Here is a 21,813-nt window from a genome sequence, read left to right as displayed (position 1 = left end):
CAAGTCAACCAGCTAAATCAAACTATTATTGTAATAATTGTAGAACGCCTTGAGGCATTTGGTTAGCTTGTGCCAACATTGCTGTTGAAGCTTGAGAAAGAATATTTGATTTAGTAAAGCTCATCATTTCTTCAGCCATATCTACGTCTGTAATGCGAGAATTAGCTTCTGATAAGTTTTCTTTTGTTGTAGCTAAGTTAGAAACTGTGTGGTCTAAACGATTTTGAGTTGCTCCTAAGTTTGCACGTTCTGTTGATACAGATTTAATTGCCTCATCTAATTTTCCAATAACAGCATCAAAAGCAGCTGGTGTAGTTACAGTACTTACATCTAATTTATCAGTTATTGCTCCAACCGCATCAACCGTTCCAATTTTTAGTGAAGCTGATGTCATATCTGCAACTTTCAATGTAATATCTTGCCCTTTATTAGCTCCAATTTGGAATGTAAAACTACTTCCTTCAGTTGCAACTGCTTCTTTCAACAACTTTTTACCGTTAAATTCTGTTTGGTTAGCGATACGATCTACTTCTAATGTTAGAGAATCCATTTCTTTTTGAATTGCTCCTCTGTCTTCAGTAGTATTGGTATCATTTTTTGCTTGAACAGCTAAGTCACGCATACGGTTTAAAATGCTGTGTGTTTCTGTTAATCCACCCTCAGCTGTTTGGATCAATGAAATACCATCTTGAGCATTACGCGAAGCTTGAGTCATACCTGAAATTTGGTTTTTCATTTTTTCTGAGATTGCTAAACCTGCTGCGTCATCCCCAGCTTTGTTGATACGTAGACCTGATGATAATTTAGCTAATGAGCTACTTTTTGAAGCATTAGCTGATGTTAATTGAGAGTAAGTATTCATTGCTGCTGTATTTGTATTGATTCTCATGATTGTGTTCCTCCTAAAGTCTATTTTGTGATTATGTTGCCTTATATCTCTTATATCGGCACGTTTCATTATCTGTTAAGGATGTTTTTTCTTTTTATTCTTAATCTTATTTAACATTCTAAACTTCTTCTTGAATCTTGCCTTATATTCCTCATATCGGCAGAGTTAATTAGGAGTTAAGTCTTTTTATAATTAAAGTTAAAAAAATACTAGACTATCTTATAGATAGTCTAGTATGCTGGTTTGCAATATTTTAGTTCCCATGGATAAAGCTGCTTGATAAGCTGTTGACTCCATAGTATATTCCATGTATTTCTCCGCTAAATCGATATCTTGATTTTCAGATAACATCGATTTTAAGTTTAACTTTTCGCTGTCGTTGCGCTCTAATGTTGCATTCAATCGATTATAGATAGAGCCCGTTTTTGCGCGATTAGAAACCACATTTTCAATCTCTTGATCTGCTCTATCTAACAAGCTAGATAATTTTTTGGTATCATCAGAATCTAAAGCTGTTAAGACTTCAGAAAAGAAGGTACCTAGATTATCTGATCCATCAGTATTTTGAGCATTCATGAATTTACGACCATCGGTATTCAATTCAACTGAAACACCTGGTGCAATTTCACGAGAAAGATTTCCATTACCCTCTTTTGTTCCTTCATAGGTAATGCCAGTGATTTTACCATCTGCATTTTTTTCTACGTTGAAGGGTTTTTCAGTCGTGTTCATTCCGGCAAAAATATAGCGTCCACCAAAGTTGGTGTTCAATGCATCGACTGTCCCCTGGATTTCAGATTCTATCTCGGCTTTATTGGCTTGACGGTCTTCATGACTCAACGTGTCGTTGGCTGAAGATTGAATCAAGGTTTTGATCCGTTGCATTGATTCTGTTGCGCTACTTAATGCAGAATCTTGCACATTTGTCCATTGGACTGCGTCATTTATGGTTGTTTTGTATTGGTCATTTTGAATAATGGAATTGTTAAGATCTAAAATCTTTGACACTTTTAAAGGATCATCAGATGGTTTGCTGACTTCTTTTAAGGTTGATAATTGATTTTGGTATTTCATGACATTCTCTGTATTAGCCGAAAGATTGCGTAAAAAATTTTTCGACATTAACGAATCGGTTACGCGCATTTATTATACCCCCGTTCGGTTGATTAGCGTATCGAGCATTTCTGAAACTACTGAAATAATGCGAGCGTTGGCTTGAAAAGCACTTTGGTACGTGATCGTATTCGTTACTTCTTCATTGATTGAAACACCTGATACGGAATCTTTACGGGCTTCAAGCAGACTAACTAAACTTTCTTGACTATCTACCATGTTATCAGATTGCTGCTTTACGATTCCCATTTGCGTGACACTATCGTTGTATGCACCAGAGATGGTTGAACCGCCCACTTGATTATCGATCTTCATTGTATCTTCATTGTACTTCATTTCTGCCGGATCAGCGGAGTATTCTAATTTAGTATTTTGCAATGCAGCAATAGCTTGAGCACGTGTACCGTCTCCGCCTACTACATTAGTAATGTTTTTTCCTGCATTGATTTTTGAGACATCGTCTAAAATTTCTTGGTTTACTTGAATGGAAGCTGCATAATTTTTGTCTGTACCTAATTTAAAGAAATCAGCACCTTCACCACCATCACTATGTACCTTATTTACGGCTGTTGCAAAAGTATAAGCTAATTCATTTAGTTCTTGTTTCTTGTTGTCGATTTCAGTCAAAGCTTCTTGAGAACCTTTGATGTTACCTGATTTGATAGCAATCGTTTCTTTGTTGACCATCAATTGACCAACTGGATCTGATGCGACACTCATTTTATTGATTGAATCTTCGGTTAAAACACTCTGTCCACCAACACTGACGCTGACACGGTTAAACTTATCGTAACTAGCCTCAACGCCAGCAATCCCCGTTAATTCACTTAACAGTCTATCTTGTTGGTCCAATAAATCATTCGGTGCTTGACCTTGCGATGTCACATTAAAGATTTGTTTATTTAGGGAATCCAGTTGTTGAACTTTTGAATTGAAATCCAGTACATTTTTCTCAATGTCTTGAACCGTTCCTTCGTGCAGGCTGTCGATTTGATTCGACATATGGTGCAAGGTATCGGTAAATGTTTCTGAATTTTGGGCTACCATTGTTTTAGCAGTCGCAAGTTCCGGGTTAGAACCTAAATAAGTCCAAGAAGAAAAGACTTGGCTCAAGTTATTGTTTAAACCAGTTGTTGAAGGTTCATTGAAGATTCCTTCCAGTTGGCCTAAGACGTCCGATTTTTGGCTATACATTTCTAGCGAAGAGTTCTCATTTCGAAGTTGGTTGTTCACATATGGATCAACGATACGATCGATAGATGCGATCCTGACTCCTGTACCAAGCTGACCGATTCCTCCAAGAGTATACGGATTGTCGGCTACCATGGTAACTTTTTGTCTAGAGTAACCTTCAGTATTTGCGTTCGAGATGTTGTGGCTGGTTGTTTGCAAAGCAGATTGCTGCACACTCAACCCTTTTGTTGCATTGTTTAGTGTTCCGAATAAACCTGACATTCTTTCACCTCTTTATAGGGATTGATCGATTAAATTGGCTTGCTGTGCGGAACTGTAATCTCCCCGTTTGGAGTAAGTAGAACCGCCTTTGTTGACCCCTTTAGTAATAGCTTCCATCACCATTTCTTGGTAGTTGATCGCTTGTTTTGTCAGGATCAAATTTGTTTGTTGAAGATTTTTGATGTCTTCAACCACTCCCGTAAGGTCTTCTTTTTTTAACCCATCAGTCGTTAAAGTCGGAAGTCTATCTAAAAAGGCTTGTTTTTTCTCTACAAGTGCTTTAACTTTCGCACTATCGTTTTTGATCAGCGCATCTTTTTCATCCAGCAACACGCTTTTAAATTGCGTTAATGTATCAAGTGCTGTCGCTTTTTTACTCATTACTCTGTGTACTCCCTTTGGTTGTTCATTGCTTGCATCATACCGCTCGCAATTTTTTCAGGCGATACGTTGTAAGTACCATTTAATACTGCTTTTTTGATTGCTTCTACATTTGGTGTCATTGCTTTAGCATCCGTTGATTTAGCTTTAGCAAGTTGTTTAGCTGCATCAGATATATCGACCGTTACAGATTCTTCGTTAACCGTTTCGTTCGTCTTAGCCAATCCTTTGCTATGTGTGTTTTCTTGATTTTGGCGGACATTATTAACATATTGGTTGTAACCATTATTTCCTATTTTCATGATTGGTGCTCCTTTCGTATGCTTTACTTCTTTTTATTGGATTTTTGTTTTTGAGTTTAGTTACCGGCAGTTTTTGCCTTACACTTTTACTATCGGCCGTTTTTCAAGATACTTAAGTCTTTGAGCTAAAAAAGCCGTCTTTAATTTGTTCTTTCCAAGTCTACTATCATTTGTATTGCTAGATCAGTTGGATCACTCACTTGAAATTTTTGGCGGAATAGGGTTTGCTTGTAGCCATGTAAAGGATTCAATGTGAATTACTCAGCGTTAACGCTTTAGCGATTACGCTGTGTTTGAAGCTTGAAAGCCGGAAGACTGTCTCTTTAGGCTTCAGGTGTTCCCATGGCTCTCCACAAGCAAACACGTCATTCCATAAGAAATTTATTTTGAAACACCAACCCCATTTTTCGAGAAATCGATAGGGCTCTATAATTTTTGGTGTCAATAAATCGATTTAATCTCTCACTTGAAATTTCAGGCGGAATAGGGTTTGCTTGTAGCCTAAAATGAAGCACTGTGGGCAAATAATGCCCACGTGTATCATGTTTGTAAGCTGCTAAAGCAGCAACAACCATGACAACTTTCTTTCAGGCTTCAGGTGTTCCCATGGATTTCCACAAGCAAACCCGTTATTCCAGAAGAAATTTCTTTTTGAAACATTGACCCTATTTATTAAACACTCTTATTTTTTTATGTACATCCGTTCATGGACTAGACTCTTCTATACTATCAATTGCTTTTCCACTATTCAAGCAAAAACTAAAAAAAGCCAGAACAATATGTTCTGACTTCTTTGCCTTTTTGAAACATTATAAGTAGCTATTTTTAGTATTGATAGACAGGTTGGATCACTCACTTGGAATTTCTGCCGGAATAGGAGTTGCTTGTAGCCATGTAAAGGATTCAATGTGAATTACAGAGCGTTAGCGCATCAGCGATTACGCTCTGTTTGAAGCTTGAAAGCCGGAAGACTTTCTCTTGAGGCTTCAGGTGTTCCCATGGCTCTCCACAAGCAAACCCGTCATTCCAGAAGAAATTTCTTTTTGTTGCACAACCACTATTTTTAAACTTTTTTTATGATTAGTTCAAATGTTTGATTCGTTGTTCTTTGCTCAAGATATTAGTGATGCGGATTCCGAAACTTTCATTGATCACGACAACTTCACCTTCAGCGATCAACTTGCCATTCACATAAATTTCCAATGGCTCATCAGTCATCTTGTTCAATTCAACAACTGAACCTGTTCCCAGCGATAAAATGTCTTTGATCGTTTTTTTGCTTTCGCCTAGCATGACACTAAATTGCAACGGCACATCCATGATCAGATCTAAATTACGCGGTGTTTTCAAACTCCCCGCATGCGTCAGCTCTTGGAATTCCGGTTTTTGGATCCCGATCTTATCTTCTGTATCTTGCGTTGGTTGACTAGCAGCTGGTTCAACTGGAGCTTTCATCTCTTCTGCTTTAGCTTTAGGCAGTTCGCGATCTTGGATCACTTCACCTTCATCTGCTAGTACGATACTTGAAATCGTTCGAACGGTTTCAAGTGTGAAGATCTGCATGATCTCACTTTGAATCAGATCATCTACGGTCATTTGAAAAGCGATCTTACATACAACTGTATCGCCGCTGATCTTATCGTAATTCACATTATCTTGATTTTCCCACACTTCAACGTCAGGTGGGAAGATATCTACGATGCGTTCTAACATGGTAGCCATCGCTGTTGCAGCAGAGCCCATCATTTGGTTCATGGCTTCTCCTACAGCACTCAATTCAAGTTCAGTGAATTTTTTTCCTTCGGCGTCGCCATCGCCATCCATCATTAAATCGGCAATAATAATAGCATCTTTTTCATTCATCATTAATAAGTTGCTGCCAACTAATCCTTTTTTAAACTCGATCGTTGTCACCACTTTTGGTGTCTTACTTTCGTCGATGATCTCTTGGAATTTTAGAGAAGACACAACCGGAGTCGTGATCGTTACTCGGCGATTCAAAATGGCAGACAGTGTTGTAGCAGCTTGAGACATTGAGATATTTCCGATTTCTCCAATAATATCTATTTGTGTTTGATCAAGAGTGTCAGTTGGTGTTGGCTCAGGAATACTTGCATTTCCACTCATCATTGCGTCAATTTCTTCTTGCGTTAATTTCCCACTACTCATTCGTCTGTCTCTCCTCCAATATACTGTAATACTTCAACCGCCATGTTTTTTCCTTTTAATCCAGGTTTAACAAAGTACCGCGGAAGTTGTTCAACTGACAAGACTAGCGGATCAGATGTTTTACCATCCAAAGGAATGATGTCTCCCAATTCTAGTTGTAGAAAGTTTTCCAACGTCATGACTGTTTCTCCTAAAAGTACTTCCATGTTTACTGGGGCAGCATGCAGACTTTTCTCTAATTTTCCGCTATCTGAATGATCTGTTTCCTTTTCAGAATGGAACCAATTGCGTAAACTCAATTTATCTAACATACCTTCAAAAAAGATATAAGGGATACATAAATTTATAAACGTTCGAACAGTAAACAATTCAACAGTAAATGTAACCAATACGACTGGTTCATTTGGAGACATCGTCTGCATGATTTGCGGATTGGTTTCAGTTGAATCAATTTTTCCTTCAATTTTCACCACATCACGCCATGCCAATTCAAATGAATGGATGAAGTTGTTTAAGACCTCTTCTAAAATAGCCATCTCAATATCCGTAAAACTTTCTTTCGTTATTTCCTCTTTGGTGTCGCGAATTTCCGTACTGCCGCACAACAGATCGACCAGTTGCAAACAAAGTTGTGGACTGATCTCGATGATTTGTGTTCCTTCTAAGGGAGCAGAATGGAATAAGCCCATCAACGTAAACCGAGGAACCGAGTGGACAAACTCATCAAAGCTCACTTGTTCAATTGAAGCTAGCTGCACATCAACATTGGTTCTAACTTGAGTAGACAAGATATTACTAACTATCTTAGTGAATTCTTCGAAGACCATGTTCAAGGTACTTATGTATTCTTTTGAAAGACGAACCGGACGTCTAAAGTCATAACTTTTAACTTTATTCTCTTGTTCTTTTTCATCTAGACCTTTAGCATCGATTTCGCCACTTTCTACTGCTTGCAATAACGAGTCGATTTCTTGTTGTGATAAAACTTGCTTCACTATTTATCCCTCATTTTTATAAAAATAGTTTCTCCATATTGATGACACTCACTATTTGGTCTTTTACTTGAATCACGCTGGACACTAACTCATCAATTTGGTCATCCAACTGTTGAACTGCGGATGGCTCAATATCCAAGACCCAGGCGACATCATCCACCATGAATGCTATTTTTTCCTCATCATTTTTCACAATGATAATATTATTGTACCATATTTCTTTTGTTTCATCAGTGGGAGAAAGTAATTTATAAAAATTTATCAATGTGATCACATTTCCGCGCAAGTTAACGAGTCCTTGGACCCAGGCTGGAGATTTAGGGACTGGGGTCCATGGGATCTTAGTTGTTATCTCTTCAACGTTTTCAGAAGAAAAGGCATAATATTTTTCGTTTAGAGTAAAAATAATCATCTGCATATTTTTGTCACCTTTATAAACTTGCTTTGTCTAAAGCTTTAATAACGCGATCACTATCGAATGGTTTCACGATAAAATCGACTGCTCCAGAACGAATAGCATCCATAACCATACCTTGTTGCCCCATTGCACTACACATCACAACACGAGCAGCTGGATCGAAAGCTTTGATTTCTTTTAAAGCATCTACCCCATCCATCTCAGGCATCGTAATATCCATTGTCACTAAGTTTGGTTTTTCAACTTTATATTTTTCAACAGCCTCAATTCCATTTTGAGCTTCTGCTACTACTTTATAGCCGTTTTTTTCTAAAATATCTTTCAGTTTCATCCTCATAAAAGCTGCATCGTCTACGATCATTACATTTTTTGTCATTTGTTTTTCTCCTCTCAAACTGTTAGTACTTGTAACATCTTTTCTATTATCCCTGGTTTTGGCACGAAATACAATGAAGACTCTAATCGATCGCCTAAATAATAAAACTCATTTTTTATGATCATAATAGAATCATCATACTGATTTTGCTCCATATAGATGCTGCTCATGATCGCACCAAACATATCCTCAATAATAAGAGGTACGGATGTGACTAGGTTTCGGTCCATCAATTTCATGACAGCATTCAAAAATGAATTCACTAATATATTTACCAACTCTTGTAAAGCTGAATCAGCCATAGCTTCCGAGTAAAGTGTATTGTCTGGTAGCATCATAGACACTAAATCTTTTGAAAATTGCTGATCAACCGTAAATAAGAATACGCCTTCTGCATCGCCCATCATTTTTATGACAATCGCTTTTATGACGGTTTCTTCGGGCATGATTTGCTCATAAACATCTTTATAAGGCATCATTTCAATCACTGGAACAGTCATATGGACCGGTTTATCAATCAATTGGGACAGACTAGTCGCAGCATGTCCACCGCCGATATTGATGATTTCTTTTAACACATCTAATTCCATTGCTGAATAATTAGACTTCACTGTATTCACCAACTCTTTCACTGCAAATGGTTGACACATCCAAAATCAAGATGATACTGCCATCTCCTAGAATAGTAGCTCCTAAGTAATTTTTCAACATATTTAATTCTTGACCTAATTTTTTAACAACAATTTCTTGTTGTCTGATCAAATCATCTACTGCCAGAGCATTGTAGCTATCTCCTTGTTTTACCAACACCAAATGCAGATTGGATTCTTCTGTTGCTTCCATACCCAATGTTTTATTCAATCGTACGACTGGAACAGCCAGCCCTTCGTATTTATAGACTTCCCGGTTGTGTACGCGAATGATGTCTTGTTCAGTCACTTTAACGATCGTTTTGATTATCCCTAAAGGAATAGCGAAAGCATCTTGCCCAACTTTTACCAACAATGATTGAATAATAGATAAGGTCAACGGTAGGTTGATTCTAAAAACGGTTCCTTTATTGACCACACTTTCCAATTCAACCGTTCCACCTAATTCAGTGATTTTTTGCTTGACCGCATCCATTCCGACACCGCGCCCAGAAATATTGGTCACTTCTTTTACCGTTGAAAAACCAGGATGGAAGATCAGTTGTTGGATCTCTTTGTCGCTCATCCCTTCAGTTGAAACACCTTTTCGCTCAGCACTTTCTTTGATCACTGCTGGGTTAACGCCTTTGCCATCATCCGTCAACGTCAATACTACTCGGTTTCCTTCTTGATAAGCCGTGATTTTGATCAGACCTTTTGGATCTTTGCCTAGTCTCACACGTTCCTCTGGCATTTCTACGCCATGGTCTGCTGAATTTCGAAGTAGATGCACTAAAGGTTCACTTAGTTCTGAAACCACAGTACGGTCCAGTTCAGTGTCTTCTCCTTCGATCACTAAATCGAATTCTTTGCCTAATTCGTTACCTAAGTCACGGATCATACGAGGGAAACGAGTCATTACTGTGCTGACAGGCTGCATTCTGATTTTTAAAACTAGTTCTTGCAACTCTGAACTGATTCTGGCCACATGTTCAAGCGGCTCTTTCATTTCAGAAACCAATGATTGATCACTTAGATCTTCTAATCGTGTGCGGTAAATAACCAATTCAGAAACTAGATTCATAAAGGAATCTAATTTCCCGATATCGACTCGAATCGATTGATTCATCGCATGGTTTTGCGTTTTTGCTTTACTTACTGCTTTCGTTGGTGTTTGACTAGCTTCAACGATGGCTGCTGTTTTTTGCTCCTCAAGTTTTTCAAATTGTTCAGCCTGAACTTTTTCGGCCTCTTTTATCAGTAAGTCATCCGCTTGACGGATCGTTTGGATCAAGACTTCCTCAATTTCGCTGTTATCTAATGCCAAGTTAAGGACCGTTTCTTCATCTAGTTTACTGACATAGATCAATTTAAAGATATTGCCAAAATCATCATTTTCCAGCACTTCTGTCCCTGGTTCTGAATATAAGACATCTCCGTGTTGCTCCAACTTACTCATAACAAGATACACACGCGCATTTTTCATTGAACTGTCTTCATCGATTCCGATAGCTAATACATAAGCATTATAGCCATCTTCTTTAGCTGCTTCAATGATCATTAAATCGGAATCCTCAACTTTTTCTAAAGATAAGTTAAGCAATGAGTCCGTTACCGGTTCGATGACGGATACTTCTATTGTGCTTTCGCCGGAAGACACATGATCCAAACGTTGGATCAGATTTGTGATATCACGCTCTGCATCATTTCCTGCTCTTAGATCTTCCACTAAGTCGGATAATGTATCCAAGCAATCAAACACTAGTGCAATCGACGTTGCATCAGCGATGATGATTCTTTTCTTCAACAAATCAAATACATTCTCCATCTTATGCGTTAATTTAGCCATCGTATCGTAACCCATGGTTGCGGCCATTCCTTTGATCGTGTGAGCCGATCTAAACATGACGTCTACAATACTGGAATCTGCTGGATTGTTCTCTAATTCAAGCACTTGTTCGTTTAAACTTTGCAAATGTTCATCTGTTTCTTCAAAAAATAAATCGAGGTATTTGCTATTTTCATCCATAGTATCCCTCCCTTTCATTGTTTCGTACTTGTACATTAGATTTTTTCATAAATAAATGAAGCGCGTTTAATCAAGCCGTACTTTTCTGGACTGTAAATCGTTTCTGTGGCTCCTGTGAAAAATAAGCCGCCTGGAACGAGTGCATCACTGAATTTTTGATACAATTCTTCTTTTACTTCATTTTTGAAATAAATGGTCACATTGCGGCAGACGATGACGTGATAGTCTCTTCCAAATCGATCGCCAATCAAATCATGTTTTTTAAATGCCACTTTATTTTTGATTTGATTAGACAGATAAAAAGTATGATCTTCATGGGTGAAGTACCGTTTGCGATTTTCTTCATCGACATTTTTAATTTCGACACTCGTAAAGATCCCTTTTTTAGCTTTTGCTAATATGGTTTCATCAATATCGGTAGCGGTTATTTTCTCTGCTTGGGCAATTTTATGTTTGTCCATGATCATTGCTAATGAAAAGGCTTCTGCTCCAGTAGAACACGCTGCACTCCAGATTTTCAAAGGACCAAAACGGGGCTCAAGATACGTTACCATCAAGTCTTCAAATTCATCAAAAACTTCTCTATTGCGGAAAAAATCAGTCACATTAATAGTGATATAATTCAAAAAGTTCTTTTTAACGATCGGATCGGCTTGGATTTTAATCGCATATTCTTCTAAAGTTACAGCACCAGTATTCTTCATAATTGTTCCGATACGTCGTTGAAGCTGTTTTTCTTTGTATCCATCTAGATTAATATTCAAATGTTCTTTTGTCCATGCATAAAAAAATTCGAAATTTAACATTAGCCTCGCATCCTTATCATCCAATTGATCAAATCTGATATTTCATTTAAACTCGCAATTTCATCGATCACGCCTTTTTGTACTGCATTGCCTGGCATCCCATAGACAATTGACGTTTCACGGTTTTGCGCCACGGTAAACCCGCCAGCTTTTTTGATTTCAGCTAATCCTAGGGCTCCATCTTGCCCCATTCCCGTTAAAATAAAACTAGCTAAGTTACTGCCGTAAGCCGCAGCAGCCGTTTCAAACAAGTAATCTACAGCTGGCCTTACACCGTGGATCTTATCTGCTTCGTTCAATTTGATGCGATTATTTTCGATCAGCATGTGGTATCCACCAGGAGCGACATAAACGATTCCGCCTTTTATTGCCATACCCTCTTCAGCTTCTACAACAGTTGCATTTGATTCTTTATCCAACCGTTTGGAGAATGATGTCGTAAATCCTTTAGGCATATGTTGCACAATAAAAATCGGAAAGCTTAAGTTTTCCGGTAAAGACCGAATGATCGAAAATAATGCTTTAGGTCCTCCAGTAGAAGCACCTATCGTAATAGCTTTTATTTTTTTAGGCAACCTTTTTTCCAATCCGTTTAGCTGCAAAAGAGATTTTTCTACTGGCATGTCCATTTTCTTTTGTTCAAATAACGGTTTTATCTTGTCTGCTACTTCATTTTTAAATACTTCCGATTGATTTCTGATATCATGCGGTTTTTCAATGAAGTCCATCGCTCCCAAGTCTAGAGCTGCGATCGTATTATCTTCCCCACTGAATGAACTCATCATGATAACCGGTACATTGTGTTCTTTCTTTATGATTTCAAGTGTCTCTAACCCATTTAATCCCGGCATTTCAATGTCTAAAGTAATGACATCTGGTTGTAGCTGCGGAATTGCCTTTAGTGCATCACGGCCATTTCTAGCTGTGCCAATAACTTCCAACCCATCGATACTCGTTATTGTTTCAGTGATAATTTTTCTCATGAAAGGAGAATCATCCACAACTAATACTTTTATGTTCATTATTTGATATTCCCCTATCCCTTTTCACAATACGATTATTTCTCTATTCACCATTCGAACCGTTACTGTAAAGGTGGCCAAATCGACGATCATTGTTCTGCCCATGTTCCCTCCAGTATGTATGCCCAATAAAGGAATCCCTAATTGTTTCAATACTTCTTCAACAGCAAGAACATTTCGATCTCCGATACTTCCATGCGGAAGATCTTTAGAAAACTGAAACATACTTGCCCCACCAGCTATCTTAGCAACTAACGGGTTGCTGTTTGTTTGTTTATTTATTTCGGATACCATATGAGGGATAGCTAGATCAGCAAACTTTTCAATCTTGTTGGCATCTTTAAAAGCACTACTATCCGGCAGCATGATATGGCTTAAGCCGCCGATTTTTGTTTTAGGATCATATAAAGCAATCCCTACACATGAACCAAGCCCCACCGTGATTAAAGAATTCGGCTGCTGTGCTACCTTATAATCTGAGATCCCAACTCTTAATTCATCTGCCATCCATTTTCACCATTCCTCTAATCTACCCATTTTTATCGATTGATCAATGATACCAATTCTTGTTTACCTGTTCCTGAAAAAATACTATCCACATCTAATTGTAAAATAATGCCTTCTTCTGTTCGAATAAAAGCTACTATATAACTAGCTGATTCTTGATCAGCCTCTTCTGACGTTTCATGGTCTGTACTTTCAAATGAACGAATATTCGTCACTTTATCTACCGCTAATCCAATTTTTTTGTCTTGCCAACTTATAACGATTACTTTCGTGTCAGCCGTTATTGCTGTTTTATTTTGAAAGAATCGTTCACTTAAATCAATGATTGGTATAATACCTTCATCATAATCTATCGCTCCTAACACATAAACAGAAGTATCTGGAATTCGTGTTAGATTTTCAACGTGTATAATTTTTTCAGTCACTTCGATCGGAATGGCAAAACACTGGCCACCGCTACTAAAAACAACGAACTTTCCCATTATGCTTCTCCTCCAGCTTCTCTACTTGATCATATACGTTCACTCTTATCCGAATGAACGTATATCCTTTTTTACCTTAATAGGCTACTTTATTTTAAATTGATCTGTTTCTTCTTTCAATTCATTTGCAATGGTTTCTAGCTTAGCGATACTTGATGAAAATTCTTCCATTGTTGCTAAAATTTCTTCTGCATTTGCTGATACTTCTTGAGTTCCAGCTGAATTTTCTTCCGCTGATGCAGCGATATTTTCAATAGCTACTAATGTTTCATCTTTCTTAGCAGAGATAACATATCCTAAGCTGGCAACGTTCATAATACTTTCAACAAGTTTGTCCATTTGGTCGGTTACTTTATTTGACGAATTGATTGCTTCATCGATCGTTTTTGTTTGGAGTTCACTTTCTGAATGCGATTGTTCAACTTTGCTGACCATTTCATTTGATTTCTCTTGGATACCTTTGATAATAGCGGCGATATCTTTTGTAGACTCATCACTTTTCTCAGCTAATTTCCTGATTTCATTGGCCACAACAGCGAAACCTCTGCCGCTTTCACCTGCACGGGCGGCTTCAATAGAAGCATTTAAAGCTAATAAGTTGGTCTGGTCAGATATTCCATCAATGACTTTAACGATTTTCTCAATATTTTGAATATCCTCATTTACAGCATGGATACTCTCACCCAATCTGGCCATTGTTTCGATCGTCGTTTCCCAGTTCACATGAACTTCAGCCATCATTTGGTTGTTTTTTCCATTGGCGATAGTGGTGTCATCCGTGTGTTGTCCCATTTTTTGGATGTTTTGATCGATCTCACCCACTGTTTTCGCTAACTCTTCCATTTTGCTTACGGTATCTTCCGTATCTTTCGTTTGGATACTTGTTGCCTGAGCAATTCCGGTAATCGTCTCAGATACTTCCTCTGTTGCTGAAGTTGTTTGTTTAGAAATATCGTTCAGCGTTTGGGTCATATCTGTTAAGCGATTGCTCTTTTGTTGGATATCTCCTACCATTTGCCTGAATTGTTGCATCATTTTATTAAACGCAAATGCGATACGTCCGATTTCATCACTATTTTCATCGATTGCTTTTGATTTTGTCAATTTTTTCAAGTACGGTTTATCCGGCAACATGTTGAAATCATCTCCAGTGATCTCAGTCGTCAAATCGCCTGCTTCAACTTGATTAAAAGCCTTAGTCAAAGTTGCTGTGATCGTCATAACATACTTGGATGCCATCCATGCACTTAGAATAGCAATAACAATACCAATGGATAAGCCGATCACAGCTGCTCGATTCATAGCATCGATTTCATTAGCCATTTCGTCTTCGCCGACGACTCCATAAACAGTCATACCAAGACGGCTGACTTTGGCATAATAACTGCCAACTTCTTGCTTATCGTGAATATAGCCTGTTTGTTCGGTTGCTTTTTTAATTAAATCACTCTCACCGATATTTGTTCCAATTTTCTTTGGATCATTAGACATCATATACTCGCCTGCTTCGGAAAGTACAAAAAAGTTTCCGGTATTTCCATTTTGGATAGAGGTCAAATAACTATTCATTCGCGTTAGATCTATATCAATGGCCAAAACGCCATAAAAAACATCGTCGACAATAATTGCTCTAGAAATCGTCATCGCCATTGTCCCTGTAACAGCATCGCTATAAGGTTCACTCCAAATCAATGCCCCATTGCGTTCAACAGCTCTTTGGTACCACGTTGCTGCACTTGCATCAAAGTCCGTTGGTAAATCTTCGACCGTTCCGATTATTGCTTGATCTTCGGGAGCATAGTAAGCATTTCCTATGTACATACTATTCGTCTTAACAGATTGCATATCTTCTTGGATAGCTGTTTGGATAGCTTCAGATTGAAATTCATTAAATTCTTGGAATTCCGTTTTTTCTGCTAAAGAATTGATCGTATTTTCTAATTCTAGACCGATCCAGTCTAATTGGGTCGTAAATTGGGTCGCTAAATTTTTTTCACTTTGCTCAATACGTTGGGATAACAAATTTTGTGTGCTGTAATAATTCATAACCAACACAATGACAATAGGTATGGTGATCATTGCTATTAGTGTAGGAATAATCACTACTTTTATACTTTTCTTTCTGCTATTCTTCTTTTTGCGTCTATTTTTCACCGACAGTTCCTCCTTATATAAACCTTCTTTAAAAACACTTTTCACACCCCAACGTATATTTGATTAGAAGTTCTCACGAGTACTTTTTTTTAAACGTTTACTAAATAACATATCGGTATTTTCCTTTATTTCTTAAGGGCTTAATTTTCTTTTTTTATTTGTTCTTAATGCTGTCACACATTATTTATTTTGACAGAAAAAAAGGCATTCTTTTGATCGAAGTCAAAAGAATACCTTTTTTATTTTATTCTATTTGCAAAAATACTTTTTGCTTACCGTTTATGGCAAAATATTTCCAGCAGCTAGATAGATCTCATACCATTCATCATGAGTCATCGTTACTTCAGAAGCTTTTGCATAACCTTTCAAGCGCTCTAATGTCATTGTTCCAACAACCGTTTGCATATGAGCAGGGTGACGTAGAATCCAAGCAACAGCCACAGCTGCATTAGACAAGCCGTAACGATCACCGATTTCTTTCAATTTGGCATTTACTTCAGGATAGTTTTTATTGTCTACGAAAATATCTCCACCATCTTTTATTGGTGACCAAGCTTGCAAAGTAATATCCTCTAAACGACAATAATCCAATACTCCACCATCTCGGTTTATCCCACTATCAAACTTCGTATTCACATTGATCCCAGCATCCAACATGCCGGTGTGCTTCAAGCTAAATTGCATTTGATTCGCAACTAAGGGCTGTTTGACGTAACTTTTCAATAATTTAATTTGATGAGGATTATGATTGCTGACACCAAAGTTGCGTACTTTACCGCTTTTTTCCAATTCATCAAAAACTTCGGCTACAATTTCAGGTTCAACTAATGCATCTGGACGGTGCAACAGCAGTACATCTAAATAATCTGTTTGCATACGTTTAAGGATACCGTCTACACTCTCAAGTAAATATTTTTTCGAAAAATCGTAACTGCCTTTTCGAATACCTACTTTAGATTGGAGCAATATTCTTTCACGGATAGCAGGATCCATTTCAATGACTTTTCCAAAAATCTCTTCAGCTTTTCCTCCGCCGTAAATATCAGCTAAATCAAAAAAATCAATTTCTAAGTCCAATGCATTGTTAACTACTTTACTCGCTTCTTGAGGTGACAAATTGCCCATTGTCCAGCACCCTAATGCAATATTTGGCACCATTAATTCACTTTTCCCTAAAAACATTCTTTTCATATCTGTCAGCTCGCTTTCTTTCTATCTGAGAAATCGTTTTCAGTATACCACTTCTGAATGTTTTTTACTAAACTAAAAAACATTCACTATCTTAATTGCTGAAGTTGCGTTACGAGCAGCTTCTTGTGTTTCTTTTAAATTAACTGATGAAGGAGTGAGAATATTTTTAGGGTCTACTTCTACGAGCAACCCTGATTGACGTAGAAGTAAAACCTTTTTTTGAGGTCTACTCATTCGTCAATACCCTGTTGACGAATGAGTGAGACACTATTTCCGGCTTCAGTCTTCCATGCTAGGCAGCTTCATGGAAGACTGAAGCATCTCATCCTCTCTAATCTTACGTGAAAATTTATCCTCAAGAACAAATTCCTTATTATAGTTAGGCCATAAAAAATGACTTTTGCTATTTTCTTCTTATATTAAAAGAGAATGATCAAAATTAAGGAGCGCGATAAACTAATGCTATTAAAAGAACGAACAAAATCGGTCACCCACCGTATCTTAGAATCTTTGAATTATCGAATGAATTTACCGGATGAGGAAAAAATAAAATATGAAAATCAAGTAAAAGGTTTTGCTGGTGAAAAACAATTTGATGTCTGTATGAGTCGATCTCACCAGTCAGGTCTCATATTGAACGATCTTGTTCTGAACCATAGAGACACTGTTTTTCAAATCGATTCCCTTCTTATCACGACTGATGCCGTCTATTTATATGAAGTGAAAAATTATGCCAGTTCATACTTTTATAGAGAAGAGTCATTTTTCACGGAATCGGGCTACAAAATCCTTAATCCCCTGAGACAAATCGACAGAAGTATGACCTTTCTTTATAATGTGATGCTTAGTCTAGGGTACCGATTGCCGATACATCCTCTTATTGTTTTTATTGATCCAGAATTCAACCTTTACTCTCTGCTGCCAAACAAACTATTTCTATTTTCAAATCAATTGCCTAAGCACCTTAACACCTTATCTGATCAAAATTTTCCAATCACAGATAAACAAGTGGAACTTGGGAAGAAATTAAAAGCGTTACATAATGAAAATTATCGTCCCGATAATTTACCTATTTATCATTTCGATCAATTGCAGAAAGGAATCTTATGCCCCATTTGCTTCTCAACAAGCTATAGAGATACAAGACAAACTTACTTTTGTACCGCATGCGGTCACAAAGAAACCATTATAAGTGCTATTGAGCGTAGTATTGTAGAGTTTAGACTGCTTTTTCCTGATAGCTTAATGACGACAAATCTGATTTACCAATGGTGTGGAGCGATCTACTCTAAAGAACGGATCCGCGTGATCTTAAAAACAAATTATCATCGTCATTTGTCCCGGCAGATGACGTATTATAGCGAAAAGTAGTCAATGTCCTTTATTTTCCCATTTGGCGCATGTTTCACGAAAGAGTAAAAGCATTTCTAGGGTCTACTTCTACGAGCAACCCTGTTTGACGTAGAAGTAAACACATTTTCATGTCTCACTCGTTCGTCAATACCCTGTTGACGAACGAGTGAGACACTATTTCCTACGTTACTTTTACGTGGAAGGTCACTTCACGAATGAGTGGCGCCTCACAGCCTCACCAACTTATTAACTCATTAAAACTAAAAAAACGTTCACCACTCCTAAATCAGAGTGCTGAACGTTTTGCTGTTTGATTAAATTGTTTCGCTTTCCAGTGTTGGTTTTTCTTTCAAAATAATGTTCAAAAATAAGGTAACGATCGTTCCAGCAGAAATCCCAGATGAAAATAATCCACCAAGAATTCCTGGCAAACCGGCTACTACTTCAGGCCTGAAAGCCACGCCTAGTCCAACACCTAATCCAGCAGCGACAATGATCAGATTGCGGTTGTCAAAATTCACACGAGACAATGATTTCACGCCAGACGCGGCTACGTTGCCGAACATCAGAACTCCTGCTCCACCTAGAACAGCCATTGGCATGATCGATACAAGTGTCGCAAATTTAGGCAAGAAACTCATTAGCATCAATAGAACACCCGCTGCGATCGCAACTGAACGAGAGGCATTTCGCGTTAAAGGGATCAATCCAGCATTTTGGCTAAAAGTCGCTACCGGGCCTGACCCGATCGCCGGTCCAATAAATGACCCGACTCCATCCGCGCGGACACCATTTGCAATATCATCATCAGTTAATTCTGTTTCTGTTACCGCACCAATAGTCTGCATCACACCAACTGTTTCAATAACTGTTACTAAGTAGCCTGAGATAAATGGAATCGCAAATTTCAAATCAAAACTCACACCATATTTAAAGAGCTGCGGCATAGCGAACCAATTAGCTCGAGTTACTTGACCGAAATCAACCATTCCAAGCGGGATACACATCACATAACCAACAACGATCCCAATCAGTACTGCTGCAGGCCCGATTTTCGAACTTCCATAATGATTCAGTATAACAATGATCAAAAATACGATCGTAGCGATCGTTAAGTTAAGCAGTGAACCATAGTTAGCTGACCCCACTCCACCAGCTACCCAATCAAAGGCAACAGGCATCAACGTTAATCCCATCAGTGAAATAACGGTTCCTGTTACGGCTGGCGGAAAAAATTTCATTAAAGGTTTAATAAAATAACTTAAGCTGATCTCTAAAACGGCTCCCATCATAGTCCCGCCAAAATAACCAGCAATCCCTCCACCCATCGTATTGATGACTGCATTTGCCGGACCGACGAAACCAAAATCGGTTCCCATGATCGTTGGAAGACCGGCTCCTACACGAAACCACTTCGGTCCGATCCCTTTGGATTGAATGATTGAAACAACGCCCGAACCCAACAAGGCTGCACTAATCATATAAGAAGTATCTGCGACCCCAAATCCTGCAATACCAGAGATCACTAAGGGCACAGCTACGATCCCACCAAAAGCAGTTAGTATATTTTGAAATCCTAAGAGAGTCATCAAGAAAAAGCCTGGTTTATCGTCTACTTGATAAATAAGATTCGATTCGGGTTTCGGTGCAATTCCCCCTTCTCCCCTCTTTTTTTTCGGTAATACGATTTTTCTTTCTGGATTTCCTATTCTTTCTTCCAAAATAACCCTCCCATTAAATACGAACATTTATTTTTAAAACAGTCTTATACTTCGTATTTATTAATTCTTTTTTAGTATAACTGCTCGAAAACATTATGTAAAGCATTAAAACGGAATTTTCCCATTCTTTTCTTAACTAGATTGTTCGTGTTTTTTCCTCAAAAAAAAAGGCTGGGACATAAGTCCAACCCTCTTTACCTACCCAACCATTGATTTTAATAGTAGCCTCATTGGTAGAAAATGAGATTGCAATTGACTATCATACCTTAACTCTTTTTAGCAAAGAATTTAGTAGTAATAAATCAGTTTAATCACTCACTTGAAATTTTTGGCGGAATAGGGTTTGCTTGTAGCCTAAAATAAAGCACTGTGGGCAAATAACGCCCAAGTATATCATGTTTGTAAGCAGCTAAAGTAGCAACAACCATGACAACTTCCTCTTTAGGCTTCAGGTGTTCCCATGGCTCTCCACAAGCAAACCCGTTATTCCAGAAGAAATTTCTTTTGGAACACTATTTTTTAAACAATCGATATATAACAAAATAAGAGCCTGCTCATCAGTTTCCTGATAAGCAGACTCTTATTATACAATCTATCATTTTTAGTGTTTGCTTTTATTAATGAACAATTGGAAACCAACCCGGTCTGCTTTCAATATACTCCCACATAGCGTCTGGCAACATGAGATCTTTACGATACTCCGGTTTGATTTTTTTACGAATCGCTGTTTCATTACCTAATTTTACTTTTTGGATCCAATCAGGCTCAACGATTAATTCCCGGCCGATTGCAACAATTGGTATACCCGATTTCATTGTCTCTAAAGCATCATCCGGCGTGATGATCGATCCTACTCCAATGATAGGGAAATCTTTTCCAACAAATTCTTGGATACGTTGAACAATGGGAGTCGCTTCAGCTGGATTGCGAACTGATCCTTGAGTCCATTCATTCGTTGAGACATGAACGTAGTCTAACCCTTGCTCTTTCAACTTAGCCACAAGCTGAAGTGTATCTTCTATTGTAATACCGGGTTCTTTTATTTCTTCAGGAGAAATACGGTACCCAAAAATAAATGGTTTTTCAGCATATGTTTGAATGGCTTTTTTTGCAGCTTGAACGACTGCTAAAGGAAAGTTCATACGTTTTTCAAGTGATCCTCCCCAATGATCTTCACGACGATTCGAATGTGGTGAGAAAAATTGTTGGATCATGTAATTATTTGCTCCATGCAATTCGATCCCATCAAATCCAGCCTGGATCGCTCTTCTAGTCGCTTGTCCAAATGCATCAACTAGTTCGTGTACTTCTGCGTCAGATAACGCTCTTGGTACTTCTGCTCCTACAACGTCCAGAGGTACTGCACTTGCACTAACCGGTTGCTCACCTCTTAAAGTTCTTCTGGATCCAAGTCGGCCCACATGGAAAATTTGCAAAATAGCTTTCGGTCCTTCATCTTGGATCGTTGTTGCTAATTTTGAAAGACTATCGATTCGGTTATCAGATGCGGCACTTAACGAACCTGCAAAGCGTCCGTTTTCCATCACTTGGGCACATGAAGTCACGACAGCTCCTAAACCTGCAACACGTCTTTTATAATATTTTTTTTCATCTGTCGTGACCATTCCATTTTCAAAAGAAGAATTCGTTGTCATTGGTGCCATAAACACGCGGTTATCTATTTTGACTCCCGATGCAAATGTAAAAGGTTCAAACAATGGATCGTATTTTGGTTTCATAAATTTTCTCCTACTTTTATTCATTTATTTTTTTCTACTCTTGTCATCCCCTAATGATAAAAGAATTAAACGCTTTTTTCAA

At 38.0% G+C, this 21,813-nt stretch carries 21 protein-coding genes; 1 reads left to right on the top strand and 20 read right to left on the bottom strand.

All coding sequences use genetic code 11. The features are described 5' to 3' along the window. Nucleotides 1-25 precede the first annotated feature (25 nt). From J7E16_RS04410 to J7E16_RS04325, 18 genes are all read right to left on the bottom strand, one after another. Nucleotides 26-889, bottom strand: a complete 864-nt coding sequence (locus J7E16_RS04410; RefSeq protein ID WP_214889139.1) for a flagellin N-terminal helical domain-containing protein — start codon at nt 887-889, stop codon at nt 26-28. A gap of 219 nt (nt 890-1,108) precedes the next feature. Further along, nucleotides 1,109-2,032: a flagellar hook-associated protein FlgL gene (gene flgL, locus J7E16_RS04405; RefSeq protein ID WP_214889136.1), complete on the bottom strand. Its 924-nt coding sequence runs from the start codon at nt 2,030-2,032 to the stop codon at nt 1,109-1,111. A 3-nt stretch (nt 2,033-2,035) separates the two neighbouring features. Further along, complete coding sequence (flgK, locus tag J7E16_RS04400; RefSeq protein WP_214889131.1) at nt 2,036-3,457, bottom strand: flagellar hook-associated protein FlgK; 1,422 nt, start codon at nt 3,455-3,457, stop codon at nt 2,036-2,038. Nucleotides 3,458-3,469: 12 nt separating this feature from the next. After that, nucleotides 3,470-3,838 (bottom strand): flagellar protein FlgN, encoded by a 369-nt coding sequence (locus J7E16_RS04395; RefSeq protein ID WP_214889128.1) that lies wholly within the window; start codon nt 3,836-3,838, stop codon nt 3,470-3,472. Next, on the bottom strand, nt 3,838-4,140 hold the full coding sequence (flgM, locus tag J7E16_RS04390; RefSeq protein ID WP_214889125.1) for a flagellar biosynthesis anti-sigma factor FlgM: 303 nt from the start codon (nt 4,138-4,140) through the stop codon (nt 3,838-3,840). The genes J7E16_RS04395 and flgM overlap by 1 nt, the downstream gene beginning before the upstream one ends. A gap of 1,080 nt (nt 4,141-5,220) precedes the next feature. Then, nucleotides 5,221-6,309: a flagellar motor switch phosphatase FliY gene (gene fliY, locus J7E16_RS04385; RefSeq protein WP_214889122.1), complete on the bottom strand. Its 1,089-nt coding sequence runs from the start codon at nt 6,307-6,309 to the stop codon at nt 5,221-5,223. Then, a complete protein-coding gene (gene fliM / locus J7E16_RS04380) occupies nt 6,306-7,304 on the bottom strand; it encodes a flagellar motor switch protein FliM (protein WP_214889119.1) in 999 nt (332 codons plus the stop codon). Before fliM ends, fliY begins: the two co-directional genes overlap by 4 nt. Before the next feature lie 16 nt (nt 7,305-7,320). Further along, nucleotides 7,321-7,722: a chemotaxis protein CheW gene (locus J7E16_RS04375; protein ID WP_034546319.1), complete on the bottom strand. Its 402-nt coding sequence runs from the start codon at nt 7,720-7,722 to the stop codon at nt 7,321-7,323. Nucleotides 7,723-7,735: 13 nt separating this feature from the next. Next, on the bottom strand, nt 7,736-8,098 hold the full coding sequence (locus tag J7E16_RS04370) for a response regulator (RefSeq protein ID WP_214889116.1): 363 nt from the start codon (nt 8,096-8,098) through the stop codon (nt 7,736-7,738). 14 nt (nt 8,099-8,112) lie between these two features. Further along, nucleotides 8,113-8,718 carry a chemotaxis protein CheC gene (locus J7E16_RS04365; protein ID WP_353049862.1) on the bottom strand — a complete coding sequence of 202 codons (606 nt, stop codon included), beginning with the start codon at nt 8,716-8,718 and terminating at the stop codon, nt 8,113-8,115. After that, the gene (locus J7E16_RS04360; RefSeq protein ID WP_214889113.1) at nt 8,699-10,756 is read right to left on the bottom strand and encodes a chemotaxis protein CheA; all 2,058 of its coding nucleotides are present in this window, start codon (nt 10,754-10,756) and stop codon (nt 8,699-8,701) included. Before J7E16_RS04360 ends, J7E16_RS04365 begins: the two co-directional genes overlap by 20 nt. Before the next feature lie 35 nt (nt 10,757-10,791). After that, nucleotides 10,792-11,562, bottom strand: a complete 771-nt coding sequence (locus J7E16_RS04355; RefSeq protein ID WP_214889110.1) for a CheR family methyltransferase — start codon at nt 11,560-11,562, stop codon at nt 10,792-10,794. Continuing rightward, nucleotides 11,562-12,584, bottom strand: a complete 1,023-nt coding sequence (locus tag J7E16_RS04350; RefSeq protein WP_214889107.1) for a protein-glutamate methylesterase/protein-glutamine glutaminase — start codon at nt 12,582-12,584, stop codon at nt 11,562-11,564. Before J7E16_RS04350 ends, J7E16_RS04355 begins: the two co-directional genes overlap by 1 nt. 24 nt (nt 12,585-12,608) lie before the next feature. Next, nucleotides 12,609-13,091 (bottom strand): chemotaxis protein CheD, encoded by a 483-nt coding sequence (locus tag J7E16_RS04345; RefSeq protein ID WP_214889104.1) that lies wholly within the window; start codon nt 13,089-13,091, stop codon nt 12,609-12,611. Nucleotides 13,092-13,123: 32 nt separating this feature from the next. Further along, nucleotides 13,124-13,573, bottom strand: coding sequence for a chemotaxis protein CheW (locus tag J7E16_RS04340; RefSeq protein ID WP_214889102.1), 450 nt, complete (start codon nt 13,571-13,573; stop codon nt 13,124-13,126). A gap of 84 nt (nt 13,574-13,657) precedes the next feature. Continuing rightward, nucleotides 13,658-15,727 (bottom strand): methyl-accepting chemotaxis protein, encoded by a 2,070-nt coding sequence (locus tag J7E16_RS04335; protein ID WP_353049858.1) that lies wholly within the window; start codon nt 15,725-15,727, stop codon nt 13,658-13,660. Between the two features lie 279 nt (nt 15,728-16,006). Continuing rightward, nucleotides 16,007-16,918: an aldo/keto reductase gene (locus J7E16_RS04330; protein ID WP_214889099.1), complete on the bottom strand. Its 912-nt coding sequence runs from the start codon at nt 16,916-16,918 to the stop codon at nt 16,007-16,009. 72 nt (nt 16,919-16,990) lie between these two features. Beyond that, the gene (locus tag J7E16_RS04325; RefSeq protein ID WP_214889096.1) at nt 16,991-17,152 is read right to left on the bottom strand and encodes a hypothetical protein; all 162 of its coding nucleotides are present in this window, start codon (nt 17,150-17,152) and stop codon (nt 16,991-16,993) included. 225 nt (nt 17,153-17,377) lie between these two features. Between J7E16_RS04325 and J7E16_RS04320 the strand changes: the two genes are divergently transcribed. Then, nucleotides 17,378-18,289: a nuclease-related domain-containing protein gene (locus tag J7E16_RS04320; protein WP_251006061.1), complete on the top strand. Its 912-nt coding sequence runs from the start codon at nt 17,378-17,380 to the stop codon at nt 18,287-18,289. 296 nt (nt 18,290-18,585) lie between these two features. On the opposite strand, the gene J7E16_RS04315 is transcribed toward J7E16_RS04320, so the two are convergent. Together J7E16_RS04315 and J7E16_RS04310 are read right to left on the bottom strand one after the other, a co-directional pair. Next, nucleotides 18,586-19,992: a uracil-xanthine permease family protein gene (locus tag J7E16_RS04315; RefSeq protein WP_214889090.1), complete on the bottom strand. Its 1,407-nt coding sequence runs from the start codon at nt 19,990-19,992 to the stop codon at nt 18,586-18,588. A 617-nt stretch (nt 19,993-20,609) separates the two neighbouring features. Continuing rightward, nucleotides 20,610-21,731, bottom strand: a complete 1,122-nt coding sequence (locus tag J7E16_RS04310; protein ID WP_214889087.1) for an NADH-dependent flavin oxidoreductase — start codon at nt 21,729-21,731, stop codon at nt 20,610-20,612. Between the last annotated feature and the right edge of the window lie 82 nt (nt 21,732-21,813).

This window comes from Carnobacterium sp. ISL-102 (assembly GCF_018612935.1).
GTDB lineage: Bacteria > Bacillota > Bacilli > Lactobacillales > Carnobacteriaceae > Carnobacterium_B > Carnobacterium_B alterfunditum.
Note: the sequence above shows the minus strand (reverse complement) of the source record. Positions and strands in the feature narration are given on the sequence as shown.

Coding starts and splice junctions, on each gene's coding strand:
- J7E16_RS04355 (WP_214889110.1), bottom strand. CDS start 11,562: ATGTTAAATTTCGAATTTTTTTATGCATGGACAAAAGAACATTTGAAT.
- J7E16_RS04340 (WP_214889102.1), bottom strand. CDS start 13,573: ATGGGAAAGTTCGTTGTTTTTAGTAGCGGTGGCCAGTGTTTTGCCATT.
- J7E16_RS04370 (WP_214889116.1), bottom strand. CDS start 8,098: ATGACAAAAAATGTAATGATCGTAGACGATGCAGCTTTTATGAGGATG.
- J7E16_RS04325 (WP_214889096.1), bottom strand. CDS start 17,152: ATGAGTAGACCTCAAAAAAAGGTTTTACTTCTACGTCAATCAGGGTTG.
- flgK (WP_214889131.1), bottom strand. CDS start 3,457: ATGTCAGGTTTATTCGGAACACTAAACAATGCAACAAAAGGGTTGAGT.
- J7E16_RS04350 (WP_214889107.1), bottom strand. CDS start 12,584: ATGAACATAAAAGTATTAGTTGTGGATGATTCTCCTTTCATGAGAAAA.
- J7E16_RS04360 (WP_214889113.1), bottom strand. CDS start 10,756: ATGGATGAAAATAGCAAATACCTCGATTTATTTTTTGAAGAAACAGAT.
- flgL (WP_214889136.1), bottom strand. CDS start 2,032: ATGCGCGTAACCGATTCGTTAATGTCGAAAAATTTTTTACGCAATCTT.
- J7E16_RS04320 (WP_251006061.1), top strand. CDS start 17,378: ATGCTATTAAAAGAACGAACAAAATCGGTCACCCACCGTATCTTAGAA.
- J7E16_RS04410 (WP_214889139.1), bottom strand. CDS start 889: ATGAGAATCAATACAAATACAGCAGCAATGAATACTTACTCTCAATTA.
- J7E16_RS04330 (WP_214889099.1), bottom strand. CDS start 16,918: ATGAAAAGAATGTTTTTAGGGAAAAGTGAATTAATGGTGCCAAATATT.
- J7E16_RS04375 (WP_034546319.1), bottom strand. CDS start 7,722: ATGCAGATGATTATTTTTACTCTAAACGAAAAATATTATGCCTTTTCT.
- flgM (WP_214889125.1), bottom strand. CDS start 4,140: ATGAAAATAGGAAATAATGGTTACAACCAATATGTTAATAATGTCCGC.
- J7E16_RS04395 (WP_214889128.1), bottom strand. CDS start 3,838: ATGAGTAAAAAAGCGACAGCACTTGATACATTAACGCAATTTAAAAGC.
- J7E16_RS04310 (WP_214889087.1), bottom strand. CDS start 21,731: ATGAAACCAAAATACGATCCATTGTTTGAACCTTTTACATTTGCATCG.
- J7E16_RS04345 (WP_214889104.1), bottom strand. CDS start 13,091: ATGGCAGATGAATTAAGAGTTGGGATCTCAGATTATAAGGTAGCACAG.
- fliY (WP_214889122.1), bottom strand. CDS start 6,309: ATGAGTAGTGGGAAATTAACGCAAGAAGAAATTGACGCAATGATGAGT.